The following is a 17,320-nucleotide window of genomic DNA, read 5'->3' as shown; positions in this document are numbered from 1 at the left end:
GTCTCGATAGCGAGACAGGTGCACAGATCATCTGCCGGGCGGTACTTTTCAGCACGGTATTTTCGCGAAACCATCATCCTCACGACCAGGAGTGCCCGGCGATTTCGAGAGGATGACATCATGGACATGCAGACCAGCCCCGCCGCTTCGATGACCGCTCCGTTTGCGGAGCGATACGACAACTTCATCGGTGGCAAATGGGTCGCGCCCAAGGACGGGCGCTATTTCGACAATATCTCCCCGATCACCGGCAAGCCGGTCGGCCAGGTCGCGCGCAGTCAGGCGGCGGATGTGGAGGCCGCGCTCGACGCCGCACATGCAGCGAAGGACGCCTGGGGCCGCACCAGCGTGGGCGAGCGCGCGCTGATCCTGAACCGGATCGCCGACCGGATGGAGAACAATCTCGAGAAGCTCGCCATCGCGGAAACCTGGGACAATGGCAAACCGCTGCGCGAGACGATGGCCGCCGACCTGCCCCTGGCGATCGATCACTTCCGCTATTTCGCGGGCTGCATCCGCGCGCAGGAAGGCGGCATTTCGGAAATCGACCACGATACGGTCGCCTATCATTTTCACGAGCCGCTGGGCGTGGTCGGGCAGATCATCCCGTGGAACTTCCCGATCCTGATGGCGGTGTGGAAGCTCGCCCCGGCACTGGCCGCTGGCAATTGCGTGGTGCTCAAACCCGCCGAACAAACTCCGGCATCGATCATGGTGCTGATGGAACTGATCGGCGACCTGCTGCCCGCAGGCGTGGTCAATGTGGTCAACGGTTTCGGCGTCGAGGCGGGCAAGCCGCTCGCCAGCAGCAGCCGGATCGCCAAGATCGCCTTCACCGGCGAGACGAGCACCGGCCGCCTGATCATGCAATATGCCACCGAAAACCTGATCCCGGTGACGCTGGAGCTGGGCGGCAAGAGCCCGAATATCTTCTTCGAAGACGTGTGCCGCGAGGATGACGATTATCTCGACAAGGCGATCGAAGGCTTTGCGATGTTCGCGCTCAACCAGGGCGAGGTGTGCACCTGCCCCAGCCGCGCGCTGGTCCATGAGAGCATCTACGACCGCTTCATGGAGCGCGCGGTCGCCCGCGTCGAAGCGATCAAGGCGGGCAATCCGCTCGACATGGAAACCATGATCGGCGCGCAGGCCTCCTCCGAACAGCAGCAGAAGATCCTCTCCTACATCGACATCGGCAAGCAGGAGGGCGCGCAGCTGCTGACCGGCGGCGAAGCGGCCCGGTTCGCAGGCGAGATCGCCGACGGCTATTACGTCAAGCCGACCGTGTTCCGCGGCAACAACCGGATGCGCATCTTCCAGGAGGAGATCTTCGGCCCCGTCCTTTCGGTCACGACCTTCAAGGATCATGACGAGGCGCTGCAGATCGCCAACGACACGCTCTATGGTCTGGGCGCCGGTGTGTGGAGCCGCGATGCCAATACCTGCTACCGCTTCGGCCGTGCGATCAAGGCAGGGCGCGTGTGGACCAATTGCTATCACGCCTATCCCGCCCACGCCGCGTTCGGCGGCTATAAACAGTCCGGCATCGGGCGCGAAAACCATCGCATGATGCTCGACCATTACCAGCAAACCAAGAATATGCTGGTCAGCTACAGCCCGAAGAAGCTGGGCTTCTTCTGAGGCGGCGCCTGTCCTCCCCCCGGCGCGGTGCGGCGGTCCGCCGCCGCCCCGCGCGCAACCCCCAGGAGAAACATCATGAGCAAGACTATGAAAGCCGCCGTCGTGCGCGCCTTCGGCGAACCGCTGCGGATCGAGGACGTCCCGGTCCCCGAAGTCCAGCCCGGCATGATTCAAGTCGCGATCCAGGCCTCGGGCGTGTGCCATACCGATCTGCACGCGGCGGAGGGCGATTGGCCGGTCAAGCCCGAACCGCCCTTCATCCCCGGCCATGAAGGCGTCGGCTTCGTCTCCGCGGTGGGGCAGGGCGTCACCCATGTAAAGGAGGGCGACCGGGTCGGCGTGCCCTGGCTCTACACCGCCTGCGGCCATTGCGTGCACTGCCTCGGCGGATGGGAAACGCTGTGCGAAAGCCAGCTCAATACCGGCTATTCGGTCAATGGCGGGTTCGCCGACTATGTGCTCGCCGACCCCGATTATGTCGGCCACCTGCCCGACAATATCGGCTTCAACGAGATCGCCCCGGTGCTGTGCGCAGGCGTTACGGTCTATAAGGGGCTGAAGATGACCGACACCAAGCCCGGCGACGCGGTGGTCATCTCCGGCATTGGCGGGCTCGGGCACATGGCGGTGCAATATGCGGTCGCGATGGGGCTGAACGTGGTCGCGGTGGACGTCGACGATGCCAAGCTCGAACTGGCGCGCAGGCTGGGTGCGAAGGAAACGGTCAACGCCCGGACTGACGGTGACCCCGCCGCTACGGTCAAGCGACTGACCGGCGGCGGTGCGCGCGGCGCGCTTGTGACGGCGGTGAGCGAAAGGGCGTTCGAACAGGCGGTCGGCATGGTCGGGCGCGGCGGCACTCTCGCGCTCAACGGGTTGCCGCCGGGAGATTTTCCGCTCAACATCTTCGGCATGGTGCTGAAAGGCATCACCGTGCGCGGCTCCATCGTCGGCACCCGGCTTGACCTTCAGGAATCGCTCGATTTCGCCGCCGATGGCAAGGTGGCGGCGACGATCTCCACCGCCAGGCTGGAAGATATCAATTCGGTGTTCGACCGGATGCACAAGGGCCAGATCGAAGGGCGCGTGGTCCTCGACATGACGCAGTAAGAGCAGGAGGCATGTCGAGCCACGGAGTGATTGGGCCGCACTGCTGGCCGGAAACGGAGCTCGGCATGCCTCGATAATGGAACGGGCACGCGCTTCCTCATCCGACGCTGCGTGTGTGAGGAGAGGATATAGCGATTCTGAAGACGACAGACCGGATCCGCGCGATGGAGGCATCGCTGGATTGTAGCCGCGCCGCCTCGACTGGAGCCTGCTCCCGACCCAGGCGGACGAGAGCGACGTGGTTCGCCGATGGCGAGTTGAACCTGTCGGTCAACTCCCTCGACCCGCACCGCGAAACGGGCCGCGACCATGTCGCTATTCTCTTCGAGGGCGCTATTCTCTTCGAGGGCGATGAGCCGGGAGAAGGCTGCGCGCACACCTTTGCCCCGCTGCACGAGGAAGTGTGCCGTTTCGCCAACGCGCGCCTCTGTACCCGCGGATCGACCGTCGGGCGTCGTCTCGTTCCTCAGTCCTTGTCGAACAGGGCGCGCAGTTCGTCCTTTGCCTGCTCGAGGGTCTTGCGCCGGTCTTCGGCCAGATTGTCGCCAGCGCGGTTGATATAGAAGGTGAGCATACCCATCGCGGACTGGAGTGGCGTACCCTTGCGGCGATCGCTTTGCTCGGCAGACCGCTTAAGCGACCGGGCGATCTCCTTGGGGTCGTCCTTTTTGAACAGACCATCCTCCAGATCGAGCGCGTCGGAGTCTTCCGTCACCTCCTGCGACCATTTCTCCGTCATGCGTCGTTCCTCTCCCCCGGCGGGTCGGCAAGGCCGGTTTCCGTTAAAAGGATGCTGCATCAACGACGATCGCGCGGCAGGTGTTCCCGCCCGGCGCGACGCTGGCGAGCGGATCGGGCGATGGGATCAGATTAGCAGCGCGACCAGACCCTGCCACAGGATCGCGATGGCGCCGATCACCACCCCCCATAGTGCGACGATCCGTATCCATTGGCTCTCGGTGTCGCGGGGGCGGCCGTGCCATGCGCGCCGCGCGATCAGTACGACGACGGCCAGGCAGGCGAGCGTCAGGGCGATCGTCAGTCCGCGCGCCAGATCGGTGGTGAGAAAGATGCTTCCCACCGCGTAGAGCGCGAAGAAGTGAAATGCCCAGACCAGCAAGCCGCCAAGAAGCAGGAGCCAGTTCCGCATCGTCAGGCCCCGAACGCGCGGGTGAGGATCGTGGTCAACGCCCCCTGGCCCGCGGCATAGGTGACGAACAGGACGCACAGGTCGAGGCTGTTGTTGCGTGGTCGCACGATCATCCCGCGGCTGTTTCGCGCGGAGATATAGGCGGCCATCAACAGGCCGATGAATGCGAGCAGTGCCGTGAGCGTCAACAACATATAGACGATCGCGCCCTGGCCGCTCGCATCGGGGCGCAGGCCCGACGCTTGCCAGAAGGCGATATCCGCGCCCACCGCCGCCGTCAGCGCGAGCGACGCGCACAGGAACAGCACTCCCGGCGTCCAGAGCCGTGTCGTTTCCCGCGCCAGCATCACCCGCGACCAGAGCGCCAGCCCCGCCGCCAGCGCATAGAGCGGAAGCGCGACCGCCGCGCCCGACCATCCCGCCGGGGCGGTCCAGAATGCGGGCTGCACGCCGTACAGGTAGAGGAAGCTGAACACCGCCATCGCGAAGATCATGCCGATCACGATCAGCAGGATGACCATCGCCCACCAGCCATGGGTGCGCGGTCCGGTGACATAGGTGGGCAGCGTGATGCCCGCGCCGACATCCACCTCCTCTTGCCCGACCACCCGGTCGGTGTCCCACAGCCAGCGCAACGTGCACAGCACCGCGAGAATACCCGATGCGAAGCCGGGCGTGTACGCCTGCACGGTCAGCAGCAGAAAAAAGCCCGCGGTGAAGATCGCGGCGAGCAGCGGCCAGGGCGAGGGGCCGGGCATGATCTGAATATATTCCGGCTCGGCGCGCAGCGGGCTGGTGATGATCGTCTCGCGCAGCCCGGTCGGCGCATTGGGCAACAGGTAACGCCCCTGCTCGACATCGTCGCAGATCTTGGGATCGTCCCACAGCGGTTCGCGGCTGCGCACCACCGGGATGCTGCGCGTCGAATAGAGTCCGGTCGGCAGCCATTCGAGCGTGCCGCCACCATAGACGTTCCCGGCATCGTCATCGACGGTGAAGCGGAAGTTGCGGGCAAGATCGATCAGGAACACGAGCACCCCCGCCGCGAGCATGAACGCGCCGACGGTCGAAATCATGTTGGTGACCTCCCACTCGCGCCCGGGCAGATAGGTATAGACCCGGCGCGGCATTCCCATCAGGCCGGTGAGGTGCATCGGCAGGAACGTCACCTGCATCCCGGTGAACATCAGCCAGAAGGCCCATCTGCCCAGCCGCTCGCTGAGCGCGCGGCTGCTGGTCATTCCGGTCCAGTAGTAGAAGGCGGCAAACAGCGGGAAGACCATCCCGCCGATCAGGACATAGTGGAGGTGCGCGACGATGAAATAGCTGTCATGCGCTTGCCAGTCGAACGGCACCATCGCGACCATCACGCCGGTCAGGCCGCCGATGACGAAGGTGACGAGCCCGCCGATCACGAACAGCGTCGGCACATTATAGCGTGGCTTGCCCACCGCGAAGGTTGCGATCCACGCGAAGATCTGGATGCCTGCGGGCACGCTCACCGCCATGCTCGCCGCAGAGAAATAGCCTATGGAGATGTTGGGCATCCCGGTGGTGAACATGTGATGCGCCCACACGCCGAAGCTGATGAAGCCGGTGGCGAGAAAGGCGAGCACGACCAGCGAATGGCCGACCAGCGGCATGCGCGCGAGCGCCGCGACCATCATCGAGACAAGGCCAGAGGCGGGCAGGAAGATGATGTACACCTCCGGATGGCCGAAAAACCAGAACAGGTGCTGCCACAGCAGCGCATCGCCCCCGCGCGTCGGATCGAAGAAGGGCCAATTGAACGCGCGCTCGACCTCCAGCAGCAATGTGCCGAGGATCACGGCGGGAAATGCGATGATGATCATCACCGCCATCACCAGCATCGCCCAGGCATAGACCGGCATCTTGTCGAGGCTCATTCCCGGCGCGCGGGTGCGCAGCACGCCGACGATGATCTCGATCGCGCCCGCGATTGCCGAAATCTCGATGAAGCCGATCCCGAGCAGCCAGAAATCGGCGTTGATGCCGGGCGAGTAGGTCAGGCTGGTATAGGGCGGATACATGAACCAGCCGCCATCGGGCGCTAGGCCGACGAACAGCGAGGCGAAGAAGCAAAGCCCGCCGACGAAATAGGCCCAGAAGGCATAGGCCGACAGGCGCGGGAAGGGGAGGTCGCGCGCCGCGAGCATCTGCGGCAGCAGCATAACCCCGATCGCCTCGACCATCGGCACGGCGAACAGGAACATCATCACCGTGCCGTGCATGGTGAAAAACTGGTTGTAGGTCTCCTGCGGCAGGATGCCCTGGAGGGGCAGCGCGAGTTGAACGCGCATCACCAGCGCAAGAATGCCTGCGAGGAGGAAGAACAGGAACGCCGTCGCGACGTAGAAGAAGCCGACATAATTGTTGTTGACTGCGGTCAGCAGGCCCCAGCCCCTGGGCGCGGCCCAGATGCGCTCCAGCTCCTCGACCTCCCCGTCGGGGCGGGGTTCGCTGGTCGGGAAACGATCGAGCAGCGCCGGATCGAAGCCGGTCTCCGACTTCACTTCTGCATCTCGAGATAGGCGGCGAGCGTCGCCAGTTCATCCGCCGACAGTATTTTGTAGGGGGGCATTCGGTTGCCCGGCTTGATCGACTGGCTGTCGCCGATCCACCCCATTAACGTACCACGATTGTTGGGCAGGATGCCCGCGCCCAGCGAGCGGCGCGATCCGACATGGGTCAGGTCGGGCCCGGCGGTGCCGTTGGCGTCGGTCCCGGCAATGCGGTGGCAGGCCGCGCATCCGGTCGAGCGGAACAGCGCGGCGCCCTCCATCGCGATCGCCGGGCGGGGCGTGCGCCGGGAGGCGAGCCATGCGTCGAATTCGTCGGGGGCGTGGGCGACGACGACGAACCCCATCAGCGCATGGGGTCCACCGCAATATTCGGCGCACTGCCCGGAATAGACGCCGGGCGCGTCCGCCTGGATCGGCAGCGTGTTGCGGCGGCCCGGAACCATGTCGAGCTTGCCCGACAGGCGCGGTACCCAGAAGCTGTGGATGACATCGTTGGATTCGAGCTCGACCAGCACCGGGCGGCCCGCCGGAATGTGCAGCTCGTTCGCGTCGATCATGAGTGGCTGCCCCTGGCGATCGAGATAGGCGACGCGCCACCACCACATTTCCCCCGTGATCCGAACGCGCATCGCGTCCGGGGGAACGGGCGCGGTCAGGTTGCGGGTCAGCGACAGGCCGTAGATGAGCAGCGCCGACAGCACCACGACGGGGAAGACGATGCCGCCCGCCCAGACGACCGTCGCGCCGCCGAGCCGCGCCTTGAGCCGCCTCCCGCCGAACAGCGCGATCCACAAGGCCGCCAGCACGACCGCGAGCACCGCCACCGCCATCGCGATCAGCACCCAGGACAGGGTCGTGATCGAACCGGCATAGGGTCCGGCGGGGTCGAAGACCGGCACGATCGAGGCGAAGTTCATTTCACCGATCTCCCGTCGAATAGAGATAGGCCGCAACATCGCGCGCCTCCGCAGGGGTCAGCGGCATGGCGGGCATCGTGGTGCCGGGAAGCGTGGCGGGCGCATCGCGGACATAGGCCGCGAGCGTGTCGGGCCGATTGGGCAATCTGCCCGCAATCAGGCCCTGGTCGGCGAACCCCTCCAGCGATGGTCCGCTCCTGCCCTGCGGCCAGGCGAGGCCGGGGATGCGATGGCATGCGCCGCATCCTGCCCGCTGCACGGCAAGCAGGCCGCGTTGCGCGCTCGCCTCTGGCATGTGATGCTCGGCATCGGGTGGGGGCTTGCACCCGCCGAGCATCAGCATCGGCAGCACCATGGGCAGCAGGATTCGGACGTCCGGCAATGATCCCCCTTTGCGATACGCCGTCACCGACGTTTCACGTCCGGAACCGTCGCCACGCCCCGACGGTTCCCTGTCGCGATGGATTGGCGCGCACTTTGGGTTCTGACGGGCATTGCCCTGGCGGGCTGCGGCACGGTCGAACGCGGATCGGCCGACCGCTTCACCGCGAGTGGCGAACTGCTGGCGGTCAGCGGCGGCGATGCGGGTGCGCCCAATGCCTGCATCACCTGTCACGGCATCGACGGGCGCGGCAATGGCGCGGGTACGCCGCGGCTGGCCGGTCTCGATCGGGGTTATATGGCCGCGCAACTCGAAGCCTATGCCAGCGGAAGGCGGCGTCATCCCGAGATGGAGTCGATCGCGCGTGCGCTCACGCCCGCGCAACGGGTCGCCGTGTCCGCCCATTATGCCGCGCTCCCTTATGATCCTGCACCGCGCATGACAGGCGGCACGACCGCCGCGCAAACGCTCTATCATCGCGGCGACCCGGCGCGGGGGCTGGCCGCCTGCGCATCGTGCCACGGCGATCGGGGTGACGGCGTGGGCGCGGCCAATCCGCCGCTTTCGGGCCAGCCTTCCGCCTATCTTGGTCATCAGCTCGCCCAGTGGCGGCAAGGCGCGCGCCGCAACGATCCCGAAGGCGCGATGCAGCGGATCAGCCGGGCGCTGTCTCCTGCGGAATCCGTGGCTCTCGCGGCTTATGCTTCGTCTCTTCCCGGGGATCCTCCGCGTCCGGAATCTCGGGCAGCATCCCGCGAAGCACGTCGTGCCGATCCCAGAAATGATGCTTCAGCGCCGCCACGACGTGCAGCGGGATCACCGCCAGCAAGGCGATGACGAGGGCGAGGTGGACGTCCTCGGCAATATCCATGATCCACCATCTCGTCGTGAGCGGGAGTTGGTCGAACGGCAATTGCGGCCAGGGAACGACGCCCGCCAGATACAGCGGCCCGGGCTCCGCGATCGACGACCACATCGCCCATCCGCTCAGCGGCAATCCGAAAAAGGCGATGTAGAAGACATAGTGGATCGCATAGGCCGCCTGTGTCTGCCAGCCCTGCTTGTCCGCGTCGTTGACCGGCCCGGGAATCATCATGCGCCACCCCAACCGCCCGAGCGCCAGCACCAGGATCGGCAATCCGACCGCGCTGTGCACCTGATAGGCGAGCAGCTTCTCGCCACCGGCCGTAAGCCAGCTGCAATAATAGCCCCAGCCGAGCTGGAAGAGCACCAGGAACGCCATCACCCAGTGAAAGGCGATGCCGACGGGCGAATAACGGCTCTGCTCGGTATGTCCACGCGCCCATCTGCGCAGCGCCCCGGCGACGCTCACGCGGTTGCCGCCTGTTCGCGGGCGAACCAGCGGCCGAGCAGAGCGAGCGCGGCGACAAGGTAGAGACCCGCGCCCGGCGCCCACATGATCAGGCCGGCAAGCTGCTGGTCTTCGAGCGGGGTAAGCCCCCATGCGACCGGCCCCAGGAAATGCGGGGCATAGAATGGCGAGCTGGAAAAGGTGAGCAGCGCGCCGAGCAGCCCCATCTGCACCATTGTCGCGAGCAGCGCCATGATCGCACCGGTAACGGGCGCCGCACGCATCGCGCGCCACAGCGCAAGCGCGGTCAGCAAGAGGCTGAGCTGCATCGTCCAATAGACTGCGTCGTTCGAGAGCGCGGCCTCATAGGCGGGCGGCGCATGCCATAGCCAGAAGGTCGCGGCATGGATGCCGGTCCACAGACCCCATCCTCCCGGCACGCGGCGGACCGGCAGCGCGAGCGCCAGCAGCGGCGCGGCGAGCGCGGTCAGTGCGATATGGTGCACCGCGCGGGCCGAGAACAACGCGGACGTGAGCGCGCAAAAGGGCGAGATGAACAGGATCGCGAGCAGCGCGACCGCTCCAAGCATCATGCGGCGCTGATGCGCGCGGGCAGTTCCCCAGCGCCACCACGCCAGCGTCATCGCGGCGAGGCACGCGATCAGCAGCGGATCGAGATTCCAGCGTGCTGCCAGCTCGGCCGGGACGGGAGCAGCCCCGCAATAGGGTATCCAGATGGTCGATCCGCCCATGCCGCTCGAAACCGTCCCCCTCGCAATCGCCGGACACTGTCCGGAACCGATTACGGCCGGGTCTGTTCCCTTTGCAAACAGGAGGGACCCCATGCACGCGCAAGAAACGCCCCGTCTCGGCACTAGCCCGCTCTATGCCGCTATCGTGGGGGCGATCCTTGCGCTGGCAGGGCTCGTGCTGGCCGTGGGAGGCACCTGGCTCACCATTCTTGGCGGGTCGCCTTTCTATCTGATCGCCGGCGCGGGGCTCATCGCGTCGGGCGTGCTGCTGATCCGGGGGCGCGTGCTCGGCGCATGGATCTACGTCGCGACCTGGGCACTCTCGATCCTGTGGGGGCTAGTCGAGGCCGGCCTCGATGGCTGGGCGCTGATCCCCTTCGCGGTTGGGCCAACGGTCCTGCTCGTCCTGGTCCTGCTGACGTTGCCGCAACTCGGCAGCGTTCGCTGGCGCACTGCCGTTGGCGCTTCCGGTGTCGCAATCCTCGCGCTGGTGGTTGCCGGCTTTGCGATCTCGCGCATCAATCGAACCGATGCGGGGGCGCTGCCCGGGGTGATCGCGTTAAGCTATGCCGACCCCTCGCCGATGCGGGCCGGCACCGACTGGCCGGCCTATGGCGGCACCTATGCCGCGCAGCGTTATTCGCCGCTCGACCAGATCACGCCGGACAATGTCGACAAGCTTGAACGTGCCTGGGTCTATCATACCGGCGACATGCCGCAGGGCGATCCCACGGACAGCAAATATGGCGCGGAGACGACGCCGCTGAAGGTCGGGAACACATTGTATCTGTGCTCGGCGACCAACATCCTGATCGCGCTCGATCCGGCGACCGGCCAGCAACGCTGGCGCTACGATCCCCGGGTTTCGGACGACTACATCCCCTATACCGCCGCCTGTCGCGGGGTCGCCTATTACGCCACCCCCGGCGCGAGTCCCGATATCGAATGCGCCGCGCGCATCGTCGAAGGAACGCTGGACGGTCGTCTGATCGCGGTCGATGCGCGTACCGGCAAACCCTGTTCGGAGTTCGGGGCGAACGGCGCGGTCGATATAAAGCGCGGCATGGGCGCGGTGGAGCCGGGCATGGTCTCGATCACCTCGCCCCCCACGATCGTACAGGGCGTGATCGTGACCGGGCACCAGGTGCTCGACGGGCAGAAGCGTAGCGCACCCTCCGGCGTGATCCAGGGGTTCGACGCCGTCACCGGCGAACTGCGCTGGGCATGGGACATGGTCCATCCCGACTGGAACGGCCTCCCGCCCGAGGGGCAGGAATATGCGCGCGGCACGCCCAATATGTGGACCATCGCGAGCGGCGATGAGGCGCTCGGCCTCGTATACCTGCCGATGGGCAACAGCGCGGTCGACTATTGGTCCGGCAGCCGCAGCCCGCAGGAAAATGCCTTTTCCACCTCGCTCGTCGCGATCGACGTCAACACCGGCAAGCCGCGCTGGCGCTTCCAGACCGTACGCCGCGACGTGTGGGACTATGATCTAGGGGCGCAGGCGACCCTGGTCGATTTCCCCAGCGCACAGGGCAGCGTCCCGGCGCTGATCCTGCCGAGCAAGCAGGGCGATATCTATGTGCTGGACCGCCGCACCGGCCGTCCGCTGTTCCCGGTGCAGGAGCGCGCCGTGCCCCGCACGGGCGTGGAGCCGCAGCTGCGCAGTCCCACCCAGCCTTTTTCCAGCTATCACACGCTCGCCTTCCCGGCGCTCGAGGAAAGCGACATGTGGGGCATGTCGCCGATCGACCAGATGATCTGCCGTATCCAGTTCAAGTGGGCGGCCTATGACGGCCCCTATACCCCGCCCACTGCGGACCGGCGTTTCGTCCAATATCCCGGCTATAATGGCGGGACCGACTGGGGCGGGATCGCGGTCGATCCGGTGCGCGGCGTGATCGTCGCGAACTACAACGACATGCCCAACTACAACCGGCTCGTCCCGCGCGAAGAGGCGGAGCGTCGGGGCTTTCCCGCACCGCGCGGTCAGGAATCGGCACGCGGCGGCGACATGGGCGAGGGCGGACATGGGTCGAAGGACCCGCAGGCCGGGACCCCCTATGCCATCGCGGTCAACCCCGGCTGGCGGCTGCCGCTGACCGGTCTGCTATGCAAGCGCCCGCCCTATGGCGGCATCCGTGCGATCGACATGCGCACGGGCAAGACGATCTGGGATCGCCCGTTCGGCGCCGCGCGTCGCAACGGCCCCTGGGGAATCCCCTCGATGCTGCCGGTGAACATCGGCACGCCGAACAACGGCGGCGCGGTCGTCACGGCCGGAGGCGTGATCTTCATCGCGGCCGCGACCGACAATCTGATCCGCGCGATCGACATCCGCACCGGCAAGACGTTGTGGCAGGACGCGCTGCCCGCAGGCGGGCAGGCGACGCCTTCGGTCTATGAAGTCAACGGGAAGCAATATCTGGTCATCATGGCCGGCGGCCATCACTTCATGGAAACCCCGATCGGCGACGCGCTGGTCGCCTATGCGCTGCCCGACTGACCAGGTAGCAGACAGACTGCCGGGATGAGCGCGTTCGAAGCCCTGATCACGACCTTTGTTGGGGCGCATAATCGACATGAACGGCGCGACTTCAGCGAATCGGAAGGCGCGCCGTTCATGGAAACATGACGATCAGAGCTTGCCCTCTACGAGCAGTTCGCGGGTGCGATTCAGCGTCGATAGCAGCGCGGCCTTGTACCCATTTTCGCTGTCGAACTGTGTTTGCTCGGCCTGTTCTTCAGGGCCGTTCGGTTCCTTGCCGCGCAGGCCGAGATAGCAATAGAAGCGCAATTGAAGCCCGCCCGCCTCATCCTCGTAGAGCTCGTTGACGATCGCGCCTTCGCGCAGACCGGCAGCCTGGAAGAAGGTTACCTTGCGCTCGTGTTCCAACACGACGATCTCTCGCAGATCGGCGCCGCCGATCGTGGCTTCACGGACGAAATGTGTCGCGCTTTCCTCCACGACATCGCAACGGGTGCAGAGGCCGGGCGGAAGGAACAAGCGAGCATCGCGCGCCTTCAGATCGAGTCCGGCCCAAGCCTGCGCGCGGGTCAGTCTGATCTCGCCCTCGGGGTTCACCGGGACGGTGGCGGTCGAATAGATCATGACGGTTCTCCTTGTCGTGCGTTGCTTCACGCCGCGTTTTCGGCGGCGAATTCGCGATAGGTGCGCAAGGGGCGGCCCAGCAGCGCAGTGAGGCGCTCGACGTCGCCGGCAGCGGGGATCATTCCCTCGGCCTGGAAGCGCTCGGCCATCAGGCGCATGTCGTACGCCATCCAATGGGGCGCAAACTGCCGCAGATTCTGCTCGAAGCTGACGGTATCGTCGCCCGGATAAACGATCGGGCGTCCCAGAACATCGGTCCAGATCGCGGCGATGTCCGTACCCGTCAGGGTTTCGGGGCCAACGATCGCGATCCGCTCGAGCGGAAGCGGCGTGCTCGCCTGTTCGCGGCGGACGAGTTCGATCGCCGCGATCTCGCCCAGGTCGCGCGTGTCGATCATCGCGAGCCCCTTGCTGCCGATGGGCATCGGGTACACGCCGTAACCGGTAACCGCGTCCGTGATGGTGGCGTCGTTCTGGATGAAATATGCGGGGCGCAGGATCGTCGCGTTAAAGCCCATCTGTTCGATCATGCGCTCGACGCCGAATTTGCCCGCGAAGTGCGGCACGTTTGCGTAAAGATCGCTGTGGATCACCGAGAGATAGACCAGCCGCTCGATGCCGGCTTCGCGGGCGAGATTGAGCGCGATGAGCGCCTGGGTAAATTCGTCGGCCACCACCGCATTAAGCAGGAAGAGCGTCGAGACACCCGAGAATGCGCCGCGCAGGGAGTCGATGTCGAGCAGGTGGCCTTCGACGACGGCGACACCCGCGGGGAGGTTGGCCTTGGCGGGATCGCGGACGAGAGCACGGACATCGGCGCCGCGGCGGATGAGTTGGTCGACGACTTGGCGCCCGATCTGGCCGGTAGCGCCGATAACGAGGATGGTCATGTGGGTAACTCCTGGTTGATGCCAAATGGCACTCCCGGAAATTAGCGATCCACAAACGAACCAATAGTCGCTATAATTGGACGTACCGTCTCACTGGTGGAACATATGGATCTGCTCGCGCTTGCCGATTTCAATCTCGTCGCCCGGCACGGCGGATTTGGACGCGCCGCGCGCGCCGCCAGACGCCCCAAGGCCACGTTGTCCCGCCGGGTCGCGGAGCTGGAGGCCAGCCTGGGCGTGCGGCTGTTCGAGCGCGGCGCGCGCATTCTCACGCTGACCGAGGAGGGGCGCGCGCTCCATCAACGGACGGGCGCGTTGCTCACCGAACTCAATGAGACGGCGACTGCCATCGCTTCGGGTGGAACTACGCCGCGCGGGAGATTGCGGATCAGCGCGCCCCTGTTGTTCTCGCAGATCGCGATGGGAAAGCTCGCTGCCGGGTTCGCCGCCCGATTCCCCGAGGTCCGGCTCGAAGTAACGACCGAGGATCGGCTGATCGACATGATCGAGGAAGGCTATGACCTGGTGATCCGCGTCAATCCGGATCGGGACGAAAGCCTCGTCGGTCGTGTCTTCCTGCACGACCGGCTTGTGGTGGTGGCGAGCCCTTCCGTCGCTCGGCCAACAGATGGGGTGGCGGCCCCCGCGGTTGTTCGCGGATCGTTCGATCAGACCGAGGTCTGGAAGGTGAAGACGCCGGATGGAGCGTTGCGCATCACGGTCGAACCGGTTCTTAGCGTGTCATCGATGATCATGCACCGCGACGCGGTCCGCGCGGGGGCTGGCGCCGGACGCCTTCCGATATCGCTGGTTAGTCATGACCTCGCAGCAGGCACCCTGGTGCACTGGGGTGACATCGATGGGCCGGACATCGCATTATGGGCACTCTATCCGTCACGGCGTCTGTTGAGCGCACGAGTGTCCGCATTTCTCGAATTTCTCAAATCGGCGTTTCCAACCGGGGATCCGGGGGAATTGGCCGCCTTTATCGGAAAATGAGAGAAGGTCGGCTTTCGGATGCCGCGGATACTGCGCTGAACGGCTGCATGGAGGGCGCGTTCCGGAGGTACCGCGGCAGATCGTTGCAGCGCGATAATGACTCGTGCCGAAGCGGTTGGCAGTCCCAAACTGACCCTGGTCGAGCGACGCGCGTTTCCTACCAAATAGCGTAGACTGCGCTCGCGATGAGAATCATCGAAATTTTCGGTCACGCCCATCCGCACGAGATCGCATCCGACCGTGGACGATGTTATGACGATGTCCGCGATTTAGCCACCAGGCAATGACGATAAGTCATTGAGAAGATTGGTGACCCTAACGGAAGTCGAACGGCAGGAAATGAGCCTGTTCCGTTGGAAAACTCGCCTGGGGGATCGTTTTGGGCGAGGCCGGCGATTGAGGCGAACTGCCTCCCACGCCGATCAGGCCGGTGCGGGCCGTGCCATCGGGATGAGCTTGGCCTTTTCCGGAGGTTCTGAGCCGCTGCGGCGAGGTGGAACTCGTCTCGTGCGACGTTAGGACGACGCGGGCGCATGGTTGATGACCAGCTATCGCCTTCAATTGAAGCGCGAAAGCAATAGCGCCGGGCAAGGAAGCCCAAATCCTGTCCCCCGCCCGAGGGAAGTCAGATTGAGAGTCGAACCCTTCCTGTTGAGCACTTATACTAATCGCACGATTTCAATACGAATTGGACATGCCACAATTTTTGATCCCTCCAGTAAGTGGCGCAAAAAGTAAGGTCTATGCCGGTCTATCCAGTTAACAGAAAATTAGTCCAGTATTGATAGTTCAAGATTTCGCGTTTGCTAAAATCCCACCAAAATGGAGCATAATAATGATTTATGTTTCACGCTGCTTGCTTTTTTTAGAATCTATCGGCTAGGATCGAAGTGTGTCGACTCGAGGGAGAATCGTCATGGCACTTCAACTTGATTCCAATCAGATGAATTCGATCAATACGCTGGTCGATCGTCTTGAGAACGGCGATTCCTCAGTGTTGGATCCTTCTGGACCGTTGCGCGACGCCGCGCGGGCGCTGTTCGATCTGGTAGGCTGTACCGCAGACCGTTACCCGGCCCTCCATGCCGCGTTCGATGGCGGCCAAGCCGAGCCTTCTGACGCCGATGCGCATGTCGTCGATCTGGGCTGCGCCGCGTCGGGCCATGCAACGAGCCGCAGCTGGATCGGCGCGCCGGGGCTGCCCCTGATTTCCGGTGCGGCGACGCTGGTGCTCGACGCCGATACACGGTTGCCGCTGGCGGTCGGCGCCAGCACCGTGCTGGGCGAAGGGCTCACCGAAGTCGCGACCGATCCGGGCACCGCGGCGCCCGCGGCCAAGCGCCAGACCGCGTTGACCGTCCATTATTCGCTCGACGATACCGGCGCGACGCGCCTCGGCGCGACGACCAGGACGGTCGCCGTCACCGACGAGCCGATCACGGCGAACGTCACCGACCCTGTGATCAGCGTGCAGGGCCATACCAGTATCGTCATCGGGCTCGGCCGACCGACCGGCTATAATCCGGACTGCGATTATATCTTCTACGAAGACGCGCCGGTGAACGATCCGAACCTGCTGGTGCCGTTCACCGGCAGCTGCAAGCTGCCGTACGCGATCACCGGCATCGGCTCCGACGGCCGGATCAGCGGGCTCGAGATCACCAGCCTGATTTACGTACAGCTCTCGACCGGGATGCCCAGCTATCCGCTGCTGCCCGAATCGCTGCCGATCGGCTGCTATTGCGAGCAGGGCGACGATTATACGATCCACTGGTCCTTTCCCTATCAGGACCCGCAGGAGCCGATCGTCTACACCGCGACCAGCGGTGCGCTCGACACCCAGTCGGCATTCCTCTTCCAGTTCACGGTGCCCGTCGACGATCCGAGCAGCCCGCTGGTGTTCGCGGTGTGCAGCACCGGCACGCCCGGCGAGAGCGTCGTCTGCACCAAGATCCCCAATTTGCAGTTCACCTGGCATTGCGTCGCCGCAGGCACGCTGGTGACGCTGGCCGACGGATCGACCGCGAAGATCGAGGACACGACCAACCGGATGCGCGCGCGGACCGGCGCCGGGGGCGACCTGGCGATCGAAGGCAATTGGCATGGCCGGCACGAGGGCGAGGCGCTTACGCTGGTCACCGACGCCGGGCACGAACTGACGCTGACGCCGCACCATCCGGTCCACACGCCTTCGGGGCTGGTGCATGCCAAGGACCTGAAGGTAGGCGATGCGGTCTCCACCGACGGCGGTACCGCGCGGCTGGCGAGCGTCTCCTCGTCGCCGAGCGCGGCGAGCTTCTGGAATCTGATGCTGGGCGACGAGGCAGACCGAGCCGCGGGCGCTTCGCTCTCGGCGAGCACCTTCGTCGCCAACGGCATCGTCGTCGGCGATTTCGACGCGCTCGGCCGGCAGTATCGCTCGGCGCGGCGCGACCTGGCATACATGAAGGCGCGCATCCCCGAGGCGCTGCACACCGATTACGCGAGCGCGATCGCGGACGCGGCCTGA

The 17,320-nt window shown here is 65.1% G+C and carries 14 protein-coding genes and 1 pseudogene; 6 read left to right on the top strand and 9 right to left on the bottom strand.

Annotated features, from left to right (window positions below; translation table 11 throughout):
- Positions 1 to 120 precede the first annotated feature (120 nt).
- Both adh and adhP read left to right on the top strand, forming a co-directional pair.
- A complete protein-coding gene (gene adh, locus FPZ54_RS09070) occupies positions 121 to 1,641 on the top strand; it encodes an aldehyde dehydrogenase (protein WP_145846559.1) in 1,521 nt (506 codons plus the stop codon).
- Positions 1,642 to 1,716: 75 nt separating this feature from the next.
- A complete protein-coding gene (adhP, locus tag FPZ54_RS09065) occupies positions 1,717 to 2,751 on the top strand; it encodes an alcohol dehydrogenase AdhP (RefSeq protein ID WP_145846557.1) in 1,035 nt (344 codons plus the stop codon).
- Between the two features lie 466 nt (positions 2,752 to 3,217).
- Here the strand turns inward: adhP and FPZ54_RS09060 are convergent, their stop codons facing one another.
- From FPZ54_RS09060 to FPZ54_RS20465, 5 genes are all read right to left on the bottom strand, one after another.
- Entirely contained in the window at positions 3,218 to 3,490 is a 273-nt protein-coding gene (locus FPZ54_RS09060; protein WP_145846555.1) for a DUF3175 domain-containing protein, read from the bottom strand.
- A 126-nt stretch (positions 3,491 to 3,616) separates the two neighbouring features.
- Positions 3,617 to 3,901 carry a hypothetical protein gene (locus tag FPZ54_RS09055; protein ID WP_145846553.1) on the bottom strand — a complete coding sequence of 95 codons (285 nt, stop codon included), beginning with the start codon at positions 3,899 to 3,901 and terminating at the stop codon, positions 3,617 to 3,619.
- 2 nt (positions 3,902 to 3,903) lie between these two features.
- The gene (locus FPZ54_RS09050; protein ID WP_145846552.1) at positions 3,904 to 6,435 is read right to left on the bottom strand and encodes a cbb3-type cytochrome c oxidase subunit I; all 2,532 of its coding nucleotides are present in this window, start codon (positions 6,433 to 6,435) and stop codon (positions 3,904 to 3,906) included.
- Positions 6,432 to 7,361: a cytochrome c oxidase subunit II gene (gene coxB, locus FPZ54_RS09045; RefSeq protein WP_145846550.1), complete on the bottom strand. Its 930-nt coding sequence runs from the start codon at positions 7,359 to 7,361 to the stop codon at positions 6,432 to 6,434. The genes FPZ54_RS09050 and coxB overlap by 4 nt, the downstream gene beginning before the upstream one ends.
- A 1-nt stretch (position 7,362) precedes the next feature.
- Positions 7,363 to 7,656 carry a c-type cytochrome gene (locus FPZ54_RS20465; protein WP_422396570.1) on the bottom strand — a complete coding sequence of 98 codons (294 nt, stop codon included), beginning with the start codon at positions 7,654 to 7,656 and terminating at the stop codon, positions 7,363 to 7,365.
- 165 nt (positions 7,657 to 7,821) lie between these two features.
- Here FPZ54_RS20465 and FPZ54_RS20460 point away from each other — a divergent pair.
- Positions 7,822 to 8,397: pseudogene (locus FPZ54_RS20460) on the top strand (c-type cytochrome); the annotation flags it as partial.
- 1 nt (position 8,398) lies between these two features.
- On the opposite strand, the gene FPZ54_RS20160 reads toward FPZ54_RS20460, so the two are convergent.
- Both FPZ54_RS20160 and FPZ54_RS09025 read right to left on the bottom strand, forming a co-directional pair.
- Positions 8,399 to 9,076: a cytochrome b gene (locus FPZ54_RS20160; RefSeq protein ID WP_145846546.1), complete on the bottom strand. Its 678-nt coding sequence runs from the start codon at positions 9,074 to 9,076 to the stop codon at positions 8,399 to 8,401.
- Complete coding sequence (locus FPZ54_RS09025) at positions 9,073 to 9,807, bottom strand: cytochrome c oxidase assembly protein (RefSeq protein WP_186456977.1); 735 nt, start codon at positions 9,805 to 9,807, stop codon at positions 9,073 to 9,075. The genes FPZ54_RS20160 and FPZ54_RS09025 overlap by 4 nt, the downstream gene beginning before the upstream one ends.
- Before the next feature lie 91 nt (positions 9,808 to 9,898).
- On the opposite strand from FPZ54_RS09025, the gene FPZ54_RS09020 reads away from it, so the two are divergent.
- Positions 9,899 to 12,316, top strand: coding sequence for a membrane-bound PQQ-dependent dehydrogenase, glucose/quinate/shikimate family (locus FPZ54_RS09020; RefSeq protein WP_145846544.1), 2,418 nt, complete (start codon positions 9,899 to 9,901; stop codon positions 12,314 to 12,316).
- 132 nt (positions 12,317 to 12,448) lie between these two features.
- Here the strand turns inward: FPZ54_RS09020 and FPZ54_RS09015 are convergent, their stop codons facing one another.
- Together FPZ54_RS09015 and FPZ54_RS09010 are read right to left on the bottom strand one after the other, a co-directional pair.
- A complete protein-coding gene (locus FPZ54_RS09015; RefSeq protein ID WP_145846542.1) occupies positions 12,449 to 12,922 on the bottom strand; it encodes an AtaL-like protein in 474 nt (157 codons plus the stop codon).
- Positions 12,923 to 12,948: 26 nt separating this feature from the next.
- Complete coding sequence (locus FPZ54_RS09010) at positions 12,949 to 13,812, bottom strand: NmrA/HSCARG family protein (protein WP_145846541.1); 864 nt, start codon at positions 13,810 to 13,812, stop codon at positions 12,949 to 12,951.
- Between the two features lie 105 nt (positions 13,813 to 13,917).
- On the opposite strand from FPZ54_RS09010, the gene FPZ54_RS09005 reads away from it, so the two are divergent.
- Together FPZ54_RS09005 and FPZ54_RS09000 are read left to right on the top strand one after the other, a co-directional pair.
- Positions 13,918 to 14,811 (top strand): LysR family transcriptional regulator, encoded by an 894-nt coding sequence (locus FPZ54_RS09005; protein WP_145846539.1) that lies wholly within the window; start codon positions 13,918 to 13,920, stop codon positions 14,809 to 14,811.
- Positions 14,812 to 15,727: 916 nt separating this feature from the next.
- Positions 15,728 to 17,320: a Hint domain-containing protein gene (locus tag FPZ54_RS09000; protein ID WP_145846537.1), complete on the top strand. Its 1,593-nt coding sequence runs from the start codon at positions 15,728 to 15,730 to the stop codon at positions 17,318 to 17,320.

This window comes from Sphingomonas suaedae, assembly GCF_007833215.1.
In the GTDB taxonomy this organism is placed as follows: domain Bacteria; phylum Pseudomonadota; class Alphaproteobacteria; order Sphingomonadales; family Sphingomonadaceae; genus Sphingomonas; species Sphingomonas suaedae.
Note: the sequence above shows the minus strand (reverse complement) of the source record. Positions and strands in the feature narration are given on the sequence as shown.

What these genes read in the sequence shown, in the direction of transcription:
- adh (WP_145846559.1), top strand. Translation starts at nt 121, where the DNA reads ATGGACATGCAGACCAGCCCCGCCGCTTCGATGACCGCTCCGTTTGCG.
- adhP (WP_145846557.1), top strand. Translation starts at nt 1,717, where the DNA reads ATGAGCAAGACTATGAAAGCCGCCGTCGTGCGCGCCTTCGGCGAACCG.
- FPZ54_RS09060 (WP_145846555.1), bottom strand. Translation starts at nt 3,490, where the DNA reads ATGACGGAGAAATGGTCGCAGGAGGTGACGGAAGACTCCGACGCGCTC.
- FPZ54_RS09055 (WP_145846553.1), bottom strand. Translation starts at nt 3,901, where the DNA reads ATGCGGAACTGGCTCCTGCTTCTTGGCGGCTTGCTGGTCTGGGCATTT.
- coxB (WP_145846550.1), bottom strand. Translation starts at nt 7,361, where the DNA reads ATGAACTTCGCCTCGATCGTGCCGGTCTTCGACCCCGCCGGACCCTAT.
- FPZ54_RS20465 (WP_422396570.1), bottom strand. Translation starts at nt 7,656, where the DNA reads ATGCCAGAGGCGAGCGCGCAACGCGGCCTGCTTGCCGTGCAGCGGGCA.
- FPZ54_RS09025 (WP_186456977.1), bottom strand. Translation starts at nt 9,807, where the DNA reads ATGGGCGGATCGACCATCTGGATACCCTATTGCGGGGCTGCTCCCGTC.
- FPZ54_RS09020 (WP_145846544.1), top strand. Translation starts at nt 9,899, where the DNA reads ATGCACGCGCAAGAAACGCCCCGTCTCGGCACTAGCCCGCTCTATGCC.
- FPZ54_RS09015 (WP_145846542.1), bottom strand. Translation starts at nt 12,922, where the DNA reads ATGATCTATTCGACCGCCACCGTCCCGGTGAACCCCGAGGGCGAGATC.
- FPZ54_RS09010 (WP_145846541.1), bottom strand. Translation starts at nt 13,812, where the DNA reads ATGACCATCCTCGTTATCGGCGCTACCGGCCAGATCGGGCGCCAAGTC.
- FPZ54_RS09005 (WP_145846539.1), top strand. Translation starts at nt 13,918, where the DNA reads ATGGATCTGCTCGCGCTTGCCGATTTCAATCTCGTCGCCCGGCACGGC.
- FPZ54_RS09000 (WP_145846537.1), top strand. Translation starts at nt 15,728, where the DNA reads ATGGCACTTCAACTTGATTCCAATCAGATGAATTCGATCAATACGCTG.